Origin of the sequence: Pseudomonas sp. SbOxS1, assembly GCF_013416725.1 — a bacterium.
Taxonomy (GTDB): Bacteria; Pseudomonadota; Gammaproteobacteria; order Pseudomonadales; family Pseudomonadaceae; genus Aquipseudomonas.
The window spans coordinates 16,185-31,255 of the sequence record NZ_JAAVXC010000053.1 but is presented as its reverse complement, the minus strand read 5'-3'; the positions used below and the strand labels follow the sequence as shown (position 1 = coordinate 31,255).

Annotated in this window: 14 protein-coding genes; 8 read left to right on the top strand and 6 right to left on the bottom strand. The window is 59.6% G+C overall.

The window, feature by feature from the left end:
* The first annotated feature begins 49 nt into the window (after nt 1-49).
* The 6 genes from HFK74_RS31425 (at nt 50) to HFK74_RS31400 (ending at nt 6,425) form a co-directional block, all read left to right on the top strand.
* A complete protein-coding gene (locus tag HFK74_RS31425) occupies nt 50-973 on the top strand; it encodes a LysR family transcriptional regulator (RefSeq protein WP_180206922.1) in 924 nt (307 codons plus the stop codon).
* Between the two features lie 291 nt (nt 974-1,264).
* Nucleotides 1,265-2,692: an APC family permease gene (locus tag HFK74_RS31420; RefSeq protein WP_180206921.1), complete on the top strand. Its 1,428-nt coding sequence runs from the start codon at nt 1,265-1,267 to the stop codon at nt 2,690-2,692.
* A 42-nt stretch (nt 2,693-2,734) separates the two neighbouring features.
* Nucleotides 2,735-3,469 (top strand): SDR family NAD(P)-dependent oxidoreductase, encoded by a 735-nt coding sequence (locus HFK74_RS31415; RefSeq protein WP_180206920.1) that lies wholly within the window; start codon nt 2,735-2,737, stop codon nt 3,467-3,469.
* Between the two features lie 55 nt (nt 3,470-3,524).
* Nucleotides 3,525-4,433, top strand: a complete 909-nt coding sequence (locus HFK74_RS31410; RefSeq protein WP_180206919.1) for an NAD(P)-dependent oxidoreductase — start codon at nt 3,525-3,527, stop codon at nt 4,431-4,433.
* A gap of 62 nt (nt 4,434-4,495) precedes the next feature.
* Nucleotides 4,496-5,395, top strand: a complete 900-nt coding sequence (locus HFK74_RS31405) for a polysaccharide deacetylase (protein ID WP_180206918.1) — start codon at nt 4,496-4,498, stop codon at nt 5,393-5,395.
* A 127-nt stretch (nt 5,396-5,522) separates the two neighbouring features.
* The gene (locus tag HFK74_RS31400; RefSeq protein ID WP_180206917.1) at nt 5,523-6,425 is read left to right on the top strand and encodes a universal stress protein; all 903 of its coding nucleotides are present in this window, start codon (nt 5,523-5,525) and stop codon (nt 6,423-6,425) included.
* A 22-nt stretch (nt 6,426-6,447) separates the two neighbouring features.
* On the opposite strand, the gene HFK74_RS31395 is transcribed toward HFK74_RS31400, so the two are convergent.
* Nucleotides 6,448-6,933: an adenosine-specific kinase gene (locus HFK74_RS31395; protein ID WP_180206916.1), complete on the bottom strand. Its 486-nt coding sequence runs from the start codon at nt 6,931-6,933 to the stop codon at nt 6,448-6,450.
* Nucleotides 6,934-6,972: 39 nt separating this feature from the next.
* A complete protein-coding gene (locus HFK74_RS31390) occupies nt 6,973-8,184 on the bottom strand; it encodes a patatin-like phospholipase family protein (RefSeq protein WP_180206915.1) in 1,212 nt (403 codons plus the stop codon).
* A gap of 255 nt (nt 8,185-8,439) precedes the next feature.
* Here HFK74_RS31390 and HFK74_RS31385 point away from each other — a divergent pair, with 255 nt between their 5' ends.
* Together HFK74_RS31385 and HFK74_RS31380 are read left to right on the top strand one after the other, a co-directional pair.
* Complete coding sequence (locus HFK74_RS31385; protein ID WP_180206914.1) at nt 8,440-8,586, top strand: hypothetical protein; 147 nt, start codon at nt 8,440-8,442, stop codon at nt 8,584-8,586.
* Between the two features lie 144 nt (nt 8,587-8,730).
* A complete protein-coding gene (locus HFK74_RS31380; RefSeq protein ID WP_180206955.1) occupies nt 8,731-9,738 on the top strand; it encodes an Ldh family oxidoreductase in 1,008 nt (335 codons plus the stop codon).
* Between the two features lie 32 nt (nt 9,739-9,770).
* Here the strand turns inward: HFK74_RS31380 and HFK74_RS31375 are convergent, their stop codons facing one another.
* The 4 genes from HFK74_RS31375 to HFK74_RS31360 form a co-directional block, all read right to left on the bottom strand.
* Nucleotides 9,771-11,351, bottom strand: coding sequence for an aldehyde dehydrogenase (NADP(+)) (locus tag HFK74_RS31375; protein WP_180206913.1), 1,581 nt, complete (start codon nt 11,349-11,351; stop codon nt 9,771-9,773).
* A gap of 146 nt (nt 11,352-11,497) precedes the next feature.
* Complete coding sequence (abaF, locus tag HFK74_RS31370) at nt 11,498-12,892, bottom strand: fosfomycin efflux MFS transporter AbaF (protein ID WP_180206912.1); 1,395 nt, start codon at nt 12,890-12,892, stop codon at nt 11,498-11,500.
* Nucleotides 12,893-12,963: 71 nt separating this feature from the next.
* A complete protein-coding gene (locus HFK74_RS31365) occupies nt 12,964-13,881 on the bottom strand; it encodes a dihydrodipicolinate synthase family protein (protein WP_180206911.1) in 918 nt (305 codons plus the stop codon).
* Between the two features lie 126 nt (nt 13,882-14,007).
* Entirely contained in the window at nt 14,008-15,036 is a 1,029-nt protein-coding gene (locus HFK74_RS31360; protein WP_180206910.1) for a proline racemase family protein, read from the bottom strand.
* Between the last annotated feature and the right edge of the window lie 35 nt (nt 15,037-15,071).

Sequence of the window (15,071 nt, the reverse complement as noted above, 5' to 3'; positions counted from 1 at the left end):
TACATCAAAGCCTGTACAGTGAGGGAAATGAATAGTTGGAATTTCAGGTATGCATAACGTAAATACACGTACCCTCGACCTGAACCTGCTGGTGGTCTTCGCGACCCTGTGGGATACGCAAAACGTCACGCGTGCCGGCGAACGCCTGGCGCTCAGCCAGCCGGCGGTCAGTCATGCGCTACGGCGACTGCGCGAACGCTTGGGCGACGAACTGTTCGTCAATGGACGCCATGGCCTGGTGCCGACCGCGCGCGCGAGCGAACTGATCGGCCCCGTGCGCGAAGCATTGGGTCGCCTCGACGAAGTGCTGCAAGGCTCTACGCCATTTTTGCCGGCCGTGGCGCAGCGCAAGTTCCGCATTGCCTCCGGCGATTTCGTCGAGTTCCTGATCTTGCCGCGGTTGATCCAGCACATCGCCGACCAGGCACCCGGAGTGATGATCGAGGTGGTGCCGCTGCCGCCGAACAATGCCTTGCCAGCGCTGCTGGAAAACGGCGAGATCGACCTGGTCATCAGCACGTCCATGACGCTGGGTTCGGGTTTGCGGGAGGAGGCGATCACCACGGTTTCGCTGCTGACGCTGATCTGGCAACGCGAAGGCTTGCCACCCGGGCGCTTTCCGCTGGACCTCTACCTGGAACGGCCGCAAGTGATGATCGAAGTGCACCAACGGGAGGGCAACATCATCGACAACGCGCTACAGGCCCTAGGGCTGGCTCGACGGGTTGGCGTACTGGTGCAGAACTTCATGGCGATGCCCGTGATCGCCGCGCAAACGGGCTATATCTGCAATCTGCCGGGGCCGATTGCCGAGGCCTTCGCAGAGACGTTCGGCCTTAGTTGCCATGAGCCACCGGTCGATTTCCCCGCACCGCAATTGATTGCCTATTGGCACGCCCGGTTCGACGCCGATCTAGGCTTGAAATGGCTGCGGGAGCGGATAAAGGATTGCGCGGTTACCCGAACGGTGTGATGACCGACACTTACTTCGCGAATCCAGATGCAAATATCGGATATTGCTGATGGTAGGTTTTTTTTAGCTGTTTCTATACTGGCGCCCAATCAAGGTTCAGTACCGAGGTTATCTGGAAGGCGATAAAAATAAGAAAGTTACAAGTTAACTCTGAATAAGATTTCGGGGTGTGGCTTGTTGAAGTTGTAAGTTTCTGCATTCTGCTTAGTTGAATAATAAAAGCGGCGCTCAAATCCATTCAGTCGATTTGACGCTACAACATCTTCTATAGCTATCAATCAGAGCCTGAAAATGAACTTCTATGACATCATCGGTTATGACCGTGACGGAACTGTTCGTGAACTTGATACGGCGCTAAACAAGGGGACCCTCACCACAAGGGATGTAACGTTTTCCGCACTTGGCTTCAATGCACCTGGCTGGATTGCAGCCTCTTCGATGTCGATTCTTTATTCAATATCCGGCCACCATGCGCCACTGGCCATCTTGATTGCGTACTTCTTTCCCATGCTGGTCATGGCGTTCTGCATGATCTCCCTCACTCGCCAGGCACCCTCGGCAGGCGGCGTCTTTACCTTCACCTCGCGATTTCTCCATACCAGCGTCGGGACCATTCTCGGCTGGGCGTACGCTGTTGCCTGCACGGCCGTGATGGCCATGTGCGCAATCATCGGCACCGAATACATCCAGGCACTGTTCCCGGCCCTGGCGGGTGCGCTTAACGCCAAGCTGATCGGCACGGGCATGGTGCTCACCTTCCTGGCCATTTCCTGCAAGGGCGTCAATGCCACGGCGAAAATCGCCAGCATCTTCCTGATTTTCGAGATCACCGTCGTCGCCGGTCTGGGCTTGATGGGCATCATCGACCCACAGGTTCCGGACCTGTCGGTTCTGTCCATGTATACGCCGCAAGGGGCGGATGGCTGGTCGGCCATCGGGCCGGGGGTGCTGTTCGGTGTCTGGATGCTCGCCAACTTCGATTCGGCGATCAACTACATCGAGGAGTCGCGTATTCCCGTTCGAACGGTTCAACGTTCGATGTTGCTCGTCCTGACCAGCGCCTTTGTCATCTACACCCTCGCGGCGATCGGCTGGCAGTACGCCGTGCCCGTGGAGAAACTGGCGGCCATCATCGAGGACGGCAACGGCGGGCCAATCGCCGCTGTCGCCAACGTCTACTTGCCACCGGCCATGGCCTGGATTGCCTTGTTCGTAGTGATCACTTCGGCCTGTGCCGGTATGCAAATCTCTTCCAGTGCGGCGGCTCGCACACTCTATCGCATGAGTGAGGAAGGGCACTTGCCGCTGGCGCTCAGCGCCGTCAACAAAACCAAGTCGCCGTGGCTGGCCAGCATGATTGTCTCGGCCGTCGCCATTTCCCTGCTCTGGTGGAAACCGCTGGACAAGATCGTCTGGTACTACGACGTCGTGACCATCACCCTGGTGATGTCCTATATGGCCGCCATTGCTGCCTTTATCGTCATGACTTTCCGCCGCCAGCGCTTCGGCATCGCATTGGCTTTGTCGGCCCCTGCGTCCCTGGCCATCCTGGTGTTGGGATACATCGGTTATACCGCTGGAGCAAATCCGGTTTCCCCAGAAGATCAATACACCGCCTGGTACCTCGGCGCGCTGACGATATTGTCTGGCGCACTGATTCTGGTCTGGCAATCGCGCGTCTCCAGAAAACCCGTACTTTCCAAAGTTCAACAGTCCTGATGCCCACGCGCGGCGTTCATTTAAAAAATCAACGGAGAACTTATGAAACGAGTAGTCGTTATCACTGGCGCTGCAAGGGGCATCGGGCTGGCAATCGCCAAGCGTTTTGCTGCAAGTGGCGATCATCTGGTGCTCAATTACTTTGACAGCAAGGAGCAACTGGACGCCGTGCTACAGATTGCCGAAGACAACGGTGGCGACGGGTTCACCGTTCAAGCGGATATCAGCGATCCCGACGCCGCGGCCGGCATCATCCGCGAGGCGCAGAGTCGCTATGGAAAGGTCGATGTGCTCGTCAACAATGCTGGGAGACTGGTGTCGGCGACCGTCGAGCAGACGACCTGGGCGCAGTGGGAGCAGATGATCAGCACCAATCTCGGGGGCACCTGGGCCTGCATGCAGGCCGTCTTGCCGGGCATGCTGGCACGCGGGCAGGGGCGGATCATCAACATCAGCTCGGAGCTGGGCTTGATTGGCTTTCCCACCTACGCCGCCTACTGCGCCTCCAAGGGCGGGGTGATCGCGTTGACCAAAGCGGTGGCCAAGGAAGTGGCCCCCAAAGGTGTACTGGTCAATTCGGTGGCGCCTGGGCCGATTGAAACCGACATGCTGATCAACGACACCATCGAATACAACGATGAGACCCGCGCGAGCCTTCCGTTGAAGCGCTTCGGCAAACCGGATGAGATCGCGGCGATGGTCGAAGCCCTGGCCGGGCCTGCGGGTGATTACATGGTTGGACAGATCATCAGCCCCAATGGCGGTGCTGCAATCTAGTTGGATGTCTCGAAGTGCGTGGCTCTTATTCTGCTAATAACAAGAAGGATACACAATGAGCGCTGTAATGATTACCGGTGGCTTGGGTTATGTCGGTAGATACCTGACGAAAAAGCTCAGCGAACAGGGCGTCAAGGTGATTAGTTACAATCGTGACTACTCCGAAGCCAAGTCTGATTTCATGACCCCTGTGCAGGGGGAGTTGTTCGATATACCGAGGATTGTCCGGACTATCCAGGAACATGGTGTTGATCGTGTGATTCACACGGCGGCCATGTCCCATCCCGACTTGTCCATAGACCTGCCCATTACCACGGTGGCGGCAAACATCGATGGCACCATTCATTTGCTTGAAGCCATGCGCCTGGCGGGCATCAAGAAGTTGGTGAATTTTTCTTCCGAAACAGTGTATGGGCATTTCGAAGGTGTGATTAACGAGCAGACACCGACTTACCCAACGACACCCTATGGTGTCACCAAGATTGCCACCGAACACTTTGGCCGGGTCTACAACGATCTTTATGGCATGGAGGTGATCTCACTGCGGATTGCGGAAGTGTACGGCCCGGAAAATAAAATGCCGCAAGTGCTCAGGGACATACTTAAAACCGTTCATCGTGGTGAAGCATTTTACTTGCCGTCCGGCGGAGATCATCGATTCCACTATATCCATGTGGAAGACGTGGTGCGTGCGGTACTGATGGCCGCTGAAACCCGAGACCTCAAAGGCGGTGTATACAACATTGCCGGTGACCGTTCCTGGACGTTGCATCAAGCCGTTGAAATCATCCGCAAAATTATTCCTGGTGCGCGCATCGAAGTGGGCGACGGTTATTGGCATCTCGATCGCCATGGGGAATGGGACCTGAGTGCAGCCGAGCGCGAGCTGGGCTATCGAGCGCAATGGTCACTTGAACAAGGGCTCACGCATTATTCCAACTGGTTGATGGATCACGAGTACTGATAGGGGACTGGATCGTTGTTGTGGGTGATTCGCAAACTTTCAACATCAACCGGTGAACAAGCATGATTGAAAATCCGATTGTCTGGCCAAACGGTGCCCGCTGCGCCGTCGCCTTTACCTTCGATATGGATGCGGACAGCATTCTGCATGTGGCGCACCCCAAGGATTCCGCGACACGGGTTGCCAGTATTTCGATGCTGCACTATGGGCCCAAGGTGGCGATTCCAAGGATTCTGGAAACCTATCAACGCTTCGAGATCAAACAGACGTTTTTCATTCCGGCCTGGTGCATCGAACAATATCCCCAGGCCATCGAGGCGATCGTCGAAGGCGGGCACGAAATTGCCCATCACGGCTACATCCATGAGCATCCAAACGAGCTGACCCGTGAAGAAGAGGCTTACTGGCTCGACCGCGGTTGCGACACCATCAAGCGCTTCACCGGCCAGGCCCCACGTGGCTGGCGGGCGCCGCTCTACAACATGTCGGAGCACTCGGCTGACTTGTTGATCGAGCGCGGCTTCAGTTATGACGCTTCGTTGATGGGCGATGATGTGCCTTATCTGCTGCGCACCGGAGTGGGAGAGCTGGTGGAGCTTCCCTCCAGCTGGGCGCTGGATGACTGGCCGCAGTACATGCACAGCATCGACCTCGATTTCCAGATGCCGATTCAGTCACCGCAACGCGCCGCCGAGGTGTTCAAGGCCGAGTTCGATGCAGCCTGGGAGTATGGCGCGCTCTTCGTGCCTGTCTGGCACCCGTTCCTTTCCGGTCGTTTGTCGCGCTGGCATGAAGTGTCGAAGTTGATCGAATACATGATGGCCAAAGGCGATGTCTGGTTTGCACGGATGGATGAGATCGCCGCGCATGTCCAGCGCAGCGTCGCCTCGGGCGCCTACAAACCACGGATTGACAGGCTGCCTTATTACCAGGGGCCGGTTAAGGCGCATAAGGGTATTTGATGTAAGGGGAAGCGGCCATCGAGGGGTGGCCGTTACTCCATTAATGGAATCCAGGCGTATATTGATAGTTGAGGCGATCGTGAATCGTCGGTGTTGTGAAACGCCCCGAAACTTTTGGAGGTGTTGCATGAGCCAGTATCAACGACTCTTTCTGGTAGCCGGTCCCTCCATGCGTCATACCCCGGCGCTGGAGCGAGCAGTCGCCATTGCCCAAGCTACACGCGCGGCGCTGCACATCACGGTGTTTATCGAAGACTCCCACCTCCTGGGCTTGAAGAGCGCTGGGGCGCGTTTTCGTGAAGCCTGTCAGCAAGAGAACGAACAGTGGTTGGAGGATGAGGCCGACCTGATCCGCGAGCGCGGGATCAAGGTGAGTACCGAAGTGCTTGTTACGCGCACCGCGTTGCAGGAAATACTGCTGCATGTGGCAGAAATGCAGGCCGATCTGCTGATCAAGGACGTGCAACACGAGTCAGCGCTCAAGCGCGTTTTCATCACACCCCTGGATTGGCACCTGTTGCGCGAATGTCCGGTGCCTGTGCATCTGGTCAGCGAAGTCAGGTGTCCACTGCCGCGAGTGGTCGTGGCGGCAGTCGATCCGTCACACCCTGAGACGCAGATCACCGGTATCAACGACAGCATCATCCAGGCGGCAAACGGATTGGCGATGCAATGCAGCGCCGAACTGCATCTGCTGCATGCCTACGATCCATCGCGCACGCATATGTCCGACGCCGGCGCGGGTGCCGTGACGATGCCAGGTTTCAGCAGCGATGTGCGCAAGTCGCTGCAAAAGACCTTTATCGCCTTGGCCGACCACTATGGCGTGCCGGGTGAGCGACAACACTTTGTTGAAGCGTCACCTGGCAAAGCGCTGGCCGACTTTGCCGCGCATCACCGGGCCGATGTGATCGTCATGGGCAACGCCCATCACAAGGGGCTGGGCAAATGGGTGGGCAGTACCACGGAGCATGTGCTGTATCAGGTGCCCTGCAACATTTTCGCCGTGACGGGGGCTGCGGATCAGTGAGTGGATTGGCTTTCAACGGCATTCATTGCTTGTAGCCAATCTGCCGCAACAGGTTCTTGCGCCACAGGATGTCGTCGTCGCCCTCAATGTCTCGGGCGCAGAAACCATCCACGACGCCAAGGATGGCTCGCCCTTGTTCGGTCTCGGCGACAATCACTTCAGTCGGGTTGGCGGTTGCACAAAAAATTCGGCACACCTCTGGCACCATCTTGAGGGTGTTCAACACGTTCAGCGGATAGAAGCCGTCGCCCAGGAAAATGATGAAGCTATGGCCTGCGGCGATGGCCTTGGCATTTTTCTGTGCCAGTTCCACCATTGCTCTATCGGTGCCAGACCATCGCACCAGGCAAACGCCTGAGGCTTCGCAAAAGGCCACGCCAAACTGGATACCCGGCACGGCATTGACCAAGGCTTCGTGGATGTCCTCGACGGACTTGATGAAGTGCGTCTGGCCCAGGATGAAGTTCGTATCTTCCGGCTTTTCGATTTTCAACGTGATGAGTTGCATTTTAAACGCCTCCTTTCACGATGTTGCGGGCAGGGTTTTTCAGCGATGGGTACGTAGCCTGGGGTTTTGCGAGGGCGGTGATTTATGCCACGGATAGCCCTTCGTGCTGAGTTGAAAGGCGTAATCGAATAAACGCTTCATGTACTCGCCATCGAATTTCTGGGTGCGCGCAACGTTGAAGTCGGAGCCGATGTACGCCAGGTTGAATTGCGCGCCATCCTGCTGCGCCATGCGGTAGATTCGCTCCAGGTCGCTGATCCCCTGGGTTTGAATCAATGCACTGATGGCTCGACCGCCGATGCTCAATGTGCGGCGCTTGGTCCCGGACCATTGCGGCTCCAGTGTGCCGTTGCGAATGACATAGAAATGACGTTCGAGTCGCAAAGGTACTCCGGCGGCCCTGTTGAGCCTCACCAGCGTGCCAGGTGGGTAAAGAAACACTTGAGTGATGACCCCGCCGTCCACGTGCATTTCCTGAAACTGTTTGCCGTCGACCTCCACATCGATCATGACGGGTGAGACGGCACCGGGAATGCTCATCGACGCGATCATGATGCTGCGAAACAGCTCGAGCGCGCCCGGTGCCTGGCTTGCGGCAATGGCGCCCATGTTCCAGGTGACGGGGCGCCCTGCATCAAGGTCCGTGGTGCCGATCAGCAGGATTCTGCCCTTGGCGTATTCCGCGGCGATCGCCGCCAGAATCTGCGCAGTGATGTGTTTTGTGATGAGCCGCGACAGTGGCTTGCTGTCCGCAATGCCGTCGCTGGCAAGACGGGTCAGCACGTTGCGCGAATGAAAAATGTCTTTTGGGCCGACGCCATTGCAGACGTGCCGGATCACGCCGTCGTACTCCGGCCCCAGGTAGGCGAACGGGGCGACCAGGGCACCCGCGCTAATGCCCGTGACGACCTTGAACATGGGCCGGGTGCCATGGGTGGTCCATCCCGCAATCAGTCCCGCTGCGAATGCGCCTGCATCGCCGCCGCCGGAAACGGCCAGCATACTGGCCGGCGGCAGGATATCGTTCGGCTTCCCGGCCTGGGCGAGAAGCTCGCTCTCACGTTTGTTGGATTGAACCGCATCCTGAATGAACGGCGTCAGGTCGTGGTCCAGCCTGTAGCGGGCATCGGGAATGCCCGGGATGACCGCTTTTTCCGTCAAGGTGGGCGGAACTGCGTCACGGCGGGGCAGACACGCTTGAAGAAATACGTCCAGGGTCGAGGTGCCGGGTTTGAGCGGGAATGGTTTCAAAACGCCTCCTCCGGCCCTTGCAGTCGACAGCAAGCGAGCTCGTTGCCCATGGCGCTCGAGATGACCACTCGCCAATTGACCGCGACACGTCACTCGAACGCCGGGTAGCTCATTCTGCGCTCGTTTAGATGATAAAAAAACTCATTGGGTGCGCGCCATTTTGCGTTATCTCTGCTGATGATTGTCTTTGAGGTGTACATATCCATTCCTGCGATAACGGCCACCCATGGTTTCGCCCTTAGGGTAGGAGCGAGCATGCTCGCGATGGTCGCCAACGATGACGAGGGCTATCTGAATGCCCGTGCCGTTCCGACAAACGTCCAGGCAATGCAATCATCCAGACAGGGCGCGTTATCGTTGGCGACCATCGCCAGCAGGCTGGCTCCCACAGGGATTGGCTGAAACCTCCAGACGTGTACGACGCCCTTCAGTTGTCAGGGTCTTCATGTCTTGGCTATGCCGATTTCGTCACACCAGGGTCAAAAACGCATCAAGCCAGGTGGCTTCAACCGGATCACCCTGACCGGTCTGTCCTGGGAGATGAATATGATCCGACTGACCCTGATCGAAGCCCGTGAATTGGCCGAATCGATCCTGTTGCACAACGGTTTTAATCTGGCCCATGCGCAAGCGGTGGCGGCGACGGTCATCGCGGGTGAGCGTGATGGCTGCGCCTCCCACGGTTTGTACCGGATTCTTGGGTGTGTCAATTCCCTGCGGGCGAGCAAGGTGTCGGCCAATGCCGAGCCGAGGGTCATCGACCAGGCGCCGTCGATTGTGCGGGTGGATGCCGGGGGTGGCTTTTCGCAGCTGGCGTTTCAGGCGGGGCTCGCGTTGTTGACGCAGAAAACCCGTGCCAACGGGATTGCCGCGCTGGCGATCAATCACTGCGTGCATTTTTCCGCGTTATGGGTGGAGATCGAGCAACTGACGGAAGCCGGCCTGGTCGCGTTGGCGTGTAATCCGAGCCATGCCTGGGTGGCGCCGGCCGGGGGGCACTTGCCACTGTTCGGCACTAATCCCATTGCCTTTGGCTGGCCGCGCGCAGGGCGAGAGCCTTTTGTATTCGATTTTGCCACCAGCGCCATCGCACGCGGCGATATCGAGCTGCATCGACGTGCCGGCAAGGCGATCCCCGAAGGTTGGGGCGTGGATGCGCAAGGCCATTCGAGCAGCGATGCGAGCGTGGTGCTCGACAGCGGCGCGATGCTGACGTTCGGCGGGCATAAGGGATCAGCACTGGCGGCGATGGTGGAGTTGATTGCCGGGCCGCTGATTGGCGACCTGACCAGCGCTGAATCACTGGCTTACGACGCGGGCAGCAAGTCATCGCCTTATCATGGCGAACTGATCATCGCCCTGGATCCCCAGCGCTTTTTGGGCGATGCAACCCAGGAGCACCTGGCCAGGGCCGAAGCGTTGTTCCAGGGAATCGAAGGGCAGGGCGCGCGCTTGCCGTCGCAACGACGCTATGAGGCGCGAGCGCGCAGCCTGGTGGAAGGGGTGCAGATTCCCGAGGCGTTGTACGAGGACTTGAAGGCGCTGCTGGATTGAAAGGAAGCGGGCGCCCATGGCGCCCGTCTGGTTTACAGCGATTGGCGCTGGAGGGCGCCGTTGACCAGGCGATTGATGCCTAATGGGTTGGCATTTTGCAGCGCTTCGGGCAGCAAGGTGTCGGGGCAGTTCTGGTAGCACACCGGTCGCAGGAAACGCTCCAGGGCCAGGGTGCCGACCGAGGTGCCACGGGCATCGGAAGTGGCCGGGTAGGGGCCGCCATGCACCATCGCATCGCAAACTTCGACGCCGGTGGGGTAGCCGTTGAACAGTACACGACCCACCTTCTGCTCCAGTAGCGGCAGGACGCCCGCGCAGATTTGCAGGTCGATGGCTTCAGCAATCAAGGTGGCGGTGAGCTGGCCGTGCAAGCTCTGCAGTACCCGCAACAGTTCGCCTGCATCGGCGACTTCCACCAGCACGGTTGTCGGGCCGAACACTTCTTCCTGTAGCAGCGCGTCACTGTTGAGCAGCAGGCTGGCGTCGGCCTTGAACAGGTGTGGTTGGGCCTGATTGCCCAGCTGTTCCTGACCGGCCAGGTGGGTCACCCCTGGATGCCTGAGCAGCGCCTGCACGCCTTTTCCATAGTTGGCCAGGGTGGCGGCGTTGAGCATGGTCTGGGGCGCTTGTTCGCTCATCAAACCACTGAGCAGCGCAGTGAATGCGTCGAATCGCGGTGACGAGATGCCGATGACCAGGCCAGGATTGGTACAGAACTGACCGCAGCCCTGGACCACCGATGCCACCAGCTCACCGGCGATTTTCTCGCCACGAACCTGCAAGGCTTCGGGCAACACCACGACCGGGTTGATGCTGCTCATTTCAGCGAACACCGGGATCGGTTGTGCTCTTGCAGCGGCCATATCGCACAGGGCTCGGCCTCCCTTGAGTGAGCCGGTGAAACCGACAGCCTGGATCGCCGGATGCTTGACCAGGGTTTCGCCCACGCCAGCCCCGTAGATCATGTTGAACACACCTTTGGGCATGTCAGTCTGCTCGGCAGCCCGGATGATCGCGTCGGCCACAAGCTCGGCCGTCGCCATATGCCCGCTGTGGGCCTTGAACACCACCGGGCAACCGGCCGCCAGGGCGGCAGCGGTATCGCCACCGGCGGTGGAAAACGCCAACGGGAAGTTGCTCGCACCGAACACCGCGACCGGACCGACGCCGATCCGGTATTGGCGCAAATCAACCCGTGGCAGTGGTTGGCGTTCGGGCAAGGCGCAGTCGATGCGCGCACCGTAGAAATCACCACGGCGCAGGACTTGCGCGAACAGGCGCATCTGGCCGCTGGTGCGAGCGCGCTCACCCTGAAGGCGTGCGGTCGGCAGTGCCGTCTCTCGGTTCACCAGGGCGACGAATTCATCGTCCAGCGCGTCCAATTGCGTGGCGATGGCCTCAAGAAACTCCGCACGGCGGCTGGCCGGCAGGTTGCGAAAGTTCGGGTAGGCGGCTGCGGCGGCCTGGGCGGCGGCGTGCACTTCTTCTGCGGTGGCTTGCATGAACGAGAAGGGCAGGGCTTGGCCAGTACTTGCGTCATGGCTGTGCAGCACGATGCTGCCGGCGGCGCTGCGTGTGCCGCCGATGTAGTTGTGACCGAGGATCTCAGGCATCTAAAAAGCTCCTGTCAAAAGGGGGGGTAATACAACTCCCCCTGTAGGAGCGAGCCTGCTCGCGATGGTCTCAAATGCACCGCGTGAATCCAGGATCCCCCGCGTCATCGTTGACGTCCATCGCGAGCAGGCTCGCTCCTACAGGGTTATGCCAGTGAATCGGCGCGACGTGGGGTCGCCGCAGTCGGGTCCAGCGCCGCAATCCGCGCAGCAGACTCGGCATCTACCGTGTGCAAAGATTTGCCACGGGTTTCCCGGGTCAGCCCGACGGCCACGATGGAGATCAGCGAAGCGCCCACCAGATAGAGCGCGATCGGTGTCGAGCTGTGGTACTTGTTGAGCAGGGTGATCGCGATCAGTGGGGCCAGGGAGCCGGCGAAGATCGGCGCCACCTGGTAGCACAGCGAGAGTGCGGTGTAGCGCACATGGGTCGGAAACATCTCGGCCATCAGCGCCGAGTACGGGGCGTAGGTCATCGACTCGATGGCCAGGCCCAGGGTGATGGCCGCCATGATCAGCCAATTGTTGCCGGTGTCCATCATCGGGAAACCGACGAATCCCCAGAAAGCGGTGAGTACCGCACCGACCAGGTAAACCGGTTTGCGCCCGACCAGATCCGACAGGTAACCCATCAACGGAATCAGGAAGAAGTGCAGCAGGTGAGCGCCGAACATCAGCAGCAAAATCTCTGACGTGTCCTTGTGCACCACCAGTTTCAGATAAGTGATCGAGAAGGTCACGACGGTGTAGTAGAGGATGTTCTCGGCAAACCGCGCGCCGATACCGACCAACACCGAGCGCCAGTGATGGCGCAGCACTTCGACCACGCCCAGTTGCTGGTGCCGGGTCTGCGCCTGGCGGGCCTGGGCCTCCTTGAAAATCGGCGCGTCATCGACACTGGTGCGAATCCAGTAGCCGATCAACACCACGACGGCCGAGAACCAGAATGCGACGCGCCAGCCCCAGGCGAGGAATTGCTCCTCAGACAGGTTCGACGACAACAGCAGCAGGGCGACCGTCGCCACCAGGTTGCCGGCCGGCACACCGGCTTGCGGCCAACTGGCCCAGAAGCCGCGTCGATTGTCCGGACAGTGCTCGGACACCAGCAAAATCGCACCGCCCCATTCGCCGCCAAAGGCGAAGCCCTGGATCAACCGCAGCAGCACCAGCAATACCGGCGCGGCATAGCCGATCTGGTTGAAACCAGGCAGGCAGCCCATCAGGAAGGTGGTGATGCCGACCACCACCAGGCTTAATTGCAGCAGGCGCTTGCGGCCGTACTTGTCGCCGTAGTGACCGAACACCAGCCCTCCCAGCGGGCGGGCGAGAAAGCCCACGGCGTACAGGGCGAAGGCTGCGATGATGCCATCGATGGGGCTGTCGGTCTGGCGGAAGAACAACTGGCCGAAGACCAGTGCCGAAGCGGTGCCATAGAGGAAGAATTCATACCATTCGGCGACGGTGCCGGCCATGGCGGCGGCCACCACACGCTTGAGTCCCGAAGGTGTGGTTGCGCTTAGGGTGTGTTGAGCGTTGGGCATGCTGGCGTTTCCTGTAGGGGCGCAAAAACAGGCAGCCGGGTCGGGCCCACAAGGACCCTCCCGACAATCACTCAGAGACCGACGTCCGGCAGGTGCGGACGGTTGGCCAGGGCCTTGGCCATGATCTGCTCGACAAAGACGCGATCAGCTTCCGGCAGGGCCAGGCGTGGCGGACGGGTCAGTGCGCTGCCGCGACCGGCGATGGCTTCGCACAGCTTGATGCACTGCACCAGGTCGGCACGGGCGTCGAGGTGCAGGATCGGCATCAGCCATTCGTAGATCGGCATGGCTTCGGCATAGCGTCCGGCCTTGGCCAGGCGGAAGATGGTTTCGCCTTCTTTGGGGAACACGTTGGACATGCCCGACACCCAGCCTTCAGCGCCCACGGCGAGGCTTTCCAGCACCACGTCGTCGAGCCCGGCGAACAACACGAAACGGTCACCCACTTCATTGCGAATGTCGATGAAGCGGCGGGTGTCGCCCGAGGAATCCTTGAAGCACACCACGTTGTCGCAGTCGGCCAGGGCAATCAGGATGTCCGGGGTCACGTCGTTTTTGTAGATCGGCGGGTTGTTGTAGACCATCAGCGGCACGTCGGCGTTTTTCGCCACGTAGCGGTAATGCTCGGCGGTTTCGAACGGCTTGGAACCGTAGACCAGCGCCGGCATCAGCATCACGCCATCGACCCCGACCCGGCGTACGGCGTTGGCGACCTTGGCCGCTTCCACGCTGGTGAACTCGGCCACGCCGCAAATCACCGGCACACGACCGCGGGCGGCATCGACTGCGACTTCGGTCACGGCGATTTTTTCGGCGGCGCTTAGCGAGGTGTTTTCACCCACCGAGCCACAAACCACCAGGCCTGAAACGCCGTCGCGGATCACGTTGGAAATCACCTGATGGGTTTTTTCCAGGTTGATGGAGAAGTCATCGTTGAATTGCGTGGTGACTGCTGGGAACACGCCGCTCCAGTTAATGCGCTTGCTCATTGTTGCCTCCGGGGTTGTTTATTGTATTTCGTATACGATATTAAAAGTGAAAGAAATCAGCCAGTGGTTTTTTCAGGTTTGCGGGGGTTTTCCTGGCCGTTGGTCGGGGGGGCAGGGGCTCAGCCTTCAGGCACCCGGCCAGGTGTCTGACAGTCGATAGCCCTGTGGCCATGGATCGCTCGGATCGAGCAGTAGTTGATGGGTGCCGGTAATCCAGGCCCGCCCGGAAATGCACGGGTAGATGGCGGGGAGCCCGGCCACTTCGGTCAATGAGTCAATGCGGCAGTGGAACTGCGAGCCGATGATCGAGCGACCGATAAACCGCTCTCCGACGCCCAGCAAACCCTTGGCATGCATCACCGCCATTCGTGCGGAGCAGCCCGTGCCGGTAGGCGAGCGGTCGATCTTGCCCGGTTGAATCACCACCGCATTGGCGCCCGTGGCAATGCCCTGCTCATAAACGATGGGCGCGGCGATCTGGCAAAAGGAAATGTGCGACCACTCGGGGTTCAGCGGATGCACGAAGCCCAGTTGCTCGTTGGCGGCCCGGGTGATCTTCAGCCCGACTGCCACCAGGTCGGCGGCTTCATCGGGGCTCACTGAAAAGCCCAGGCCCTGGGCATCGGCAATCACAAAACTGTCGCCGCCATAGGCGGTATCGACCTTGAGCGTGCCAAGACCTTCCACTTCAATGCACGCGTCAAGGCGATCGGCGAAGGACGGCACGTTTTTGATTTCCACCCGTTCGACCTTGCCGTCACGGCAGTCGGCTACGGCTTCGATCAGGCCGCCGGGGGCTTCGAGCACCAGCCGGGTTTGCGGTTCGGTCATTGGCACAATGCCGGTGTCGAGCAACACGGTGGCCACGCACAATGAATTGGAGCCTGACATCGGCGGCGTGTCCGCCGGCTCCATGATGATCCAGGCCATCTGCGCCCGCGGGTCCTTGGCGGGTACCAGCAGGTTGACGTGCCGGAATACCCCGCCACGTGGTTCGTTGAGTACGAAGTTGCGCAGGGTTTCGTCTTTGGCGATCCAGCGCGACTGTTCCCATACCGTGGCACCGGGCGGTGGTGCGACGCCGCCGACGATCACGTCGCCGACTTCGCCTTCCGCGTGGCAACTGACTACATGAATGACTTTCGATGTGCGCATTGTTTGCTCCTTGTTTTGTCTGACAGGGCCCCTTC

Coding starts and splice junctions, on each gene's coding strand:
- HFK74_RS31385 (WP_180206914.1), top strand. CDS start 8,440: ATGCTCGCGATGGTCGCCAACGATGACGAGGGCTATCTGAATGCCCGT.
- HFK74_RS31375 (WP_180206913.1), bottom strand. CDS start 11,351: ATGCCTGAGATCCTCGGTCACAACTACATCGGCGGCACACGCAGCGCC.
- HFK74_RS31405 (WP_180206918.1), top strand. CDS start 4,496: ATGATTGAAAATCCGATTGTCTGGCCAAACGGTGCCCGCTGCGCCGTC.
- HFK74_RS31410 (WP_180206919.1), top strand. CDS start 3,525: ATGAGCGCTGTAATGATTACCGGTGGCTTGGGTTATGTCGGTAGATAC.
- HFK74_RS31415 (WP_180206920.1), top strand. CDS start 2,735: ATGAAACGAGTAGTCGTTATCACTGGCGCTGCAAGGGGCATCGGGCTG.
- HFK74_RS31380 (WP_180206955.1), top strand. CDS start 8,731: ATGATCCGACTGACCCTGATCGAAGCCCGTGAATTGGCCGAATCGATC.
- HFK74_RS31425 (WP_180206922.1), top strand. CDS start 50: ATGCATAACGTAAATACACGTACCCTCGACCTGAACCTGCTGGTGGTC.
- abaF (WP_180206912.1), bottom strand. CDS start 12,892: ATGCCCAACGCTCAACACACCCTAAGCGCAACCACACCTTCGGGACTC.
- HFK74_RS31400 (WP_180206917.1), top strand. CDS start 5,523: ATGAGCCAGTATCAACGACTCTTTCTGGTAGCCGGTCCCTCCATGCGT.
- HFK74_RS31395 (WP_180206916.1), bottom strand. CDS start 6,933: ATGCAACTCATCACGTTGAAAATCGAAAAGCCGGAAGATACGAACTTC.
- HFK74_RS31360 (WP_180206910.1), bottom strand. CDS start 15,036: ATGCGCACATCGAAAGTCATTCATGTAGTCAGTTGCCACGCGGAAGGC.
- HFK74_RS31365 (WP_180206911.1), bottom strand. CDS start 13,881: ATGAGCAAGCGCATTAACTGGAGCGGCGTGTTCCCAGCAGTCACCACG.
- HFK74_RS31420 (WP_180206921.1), top strand. CDS start 1,265: ATGAACTTCTATGACATCATCGGTTATGACCGTGACGGAACTGTTCGT.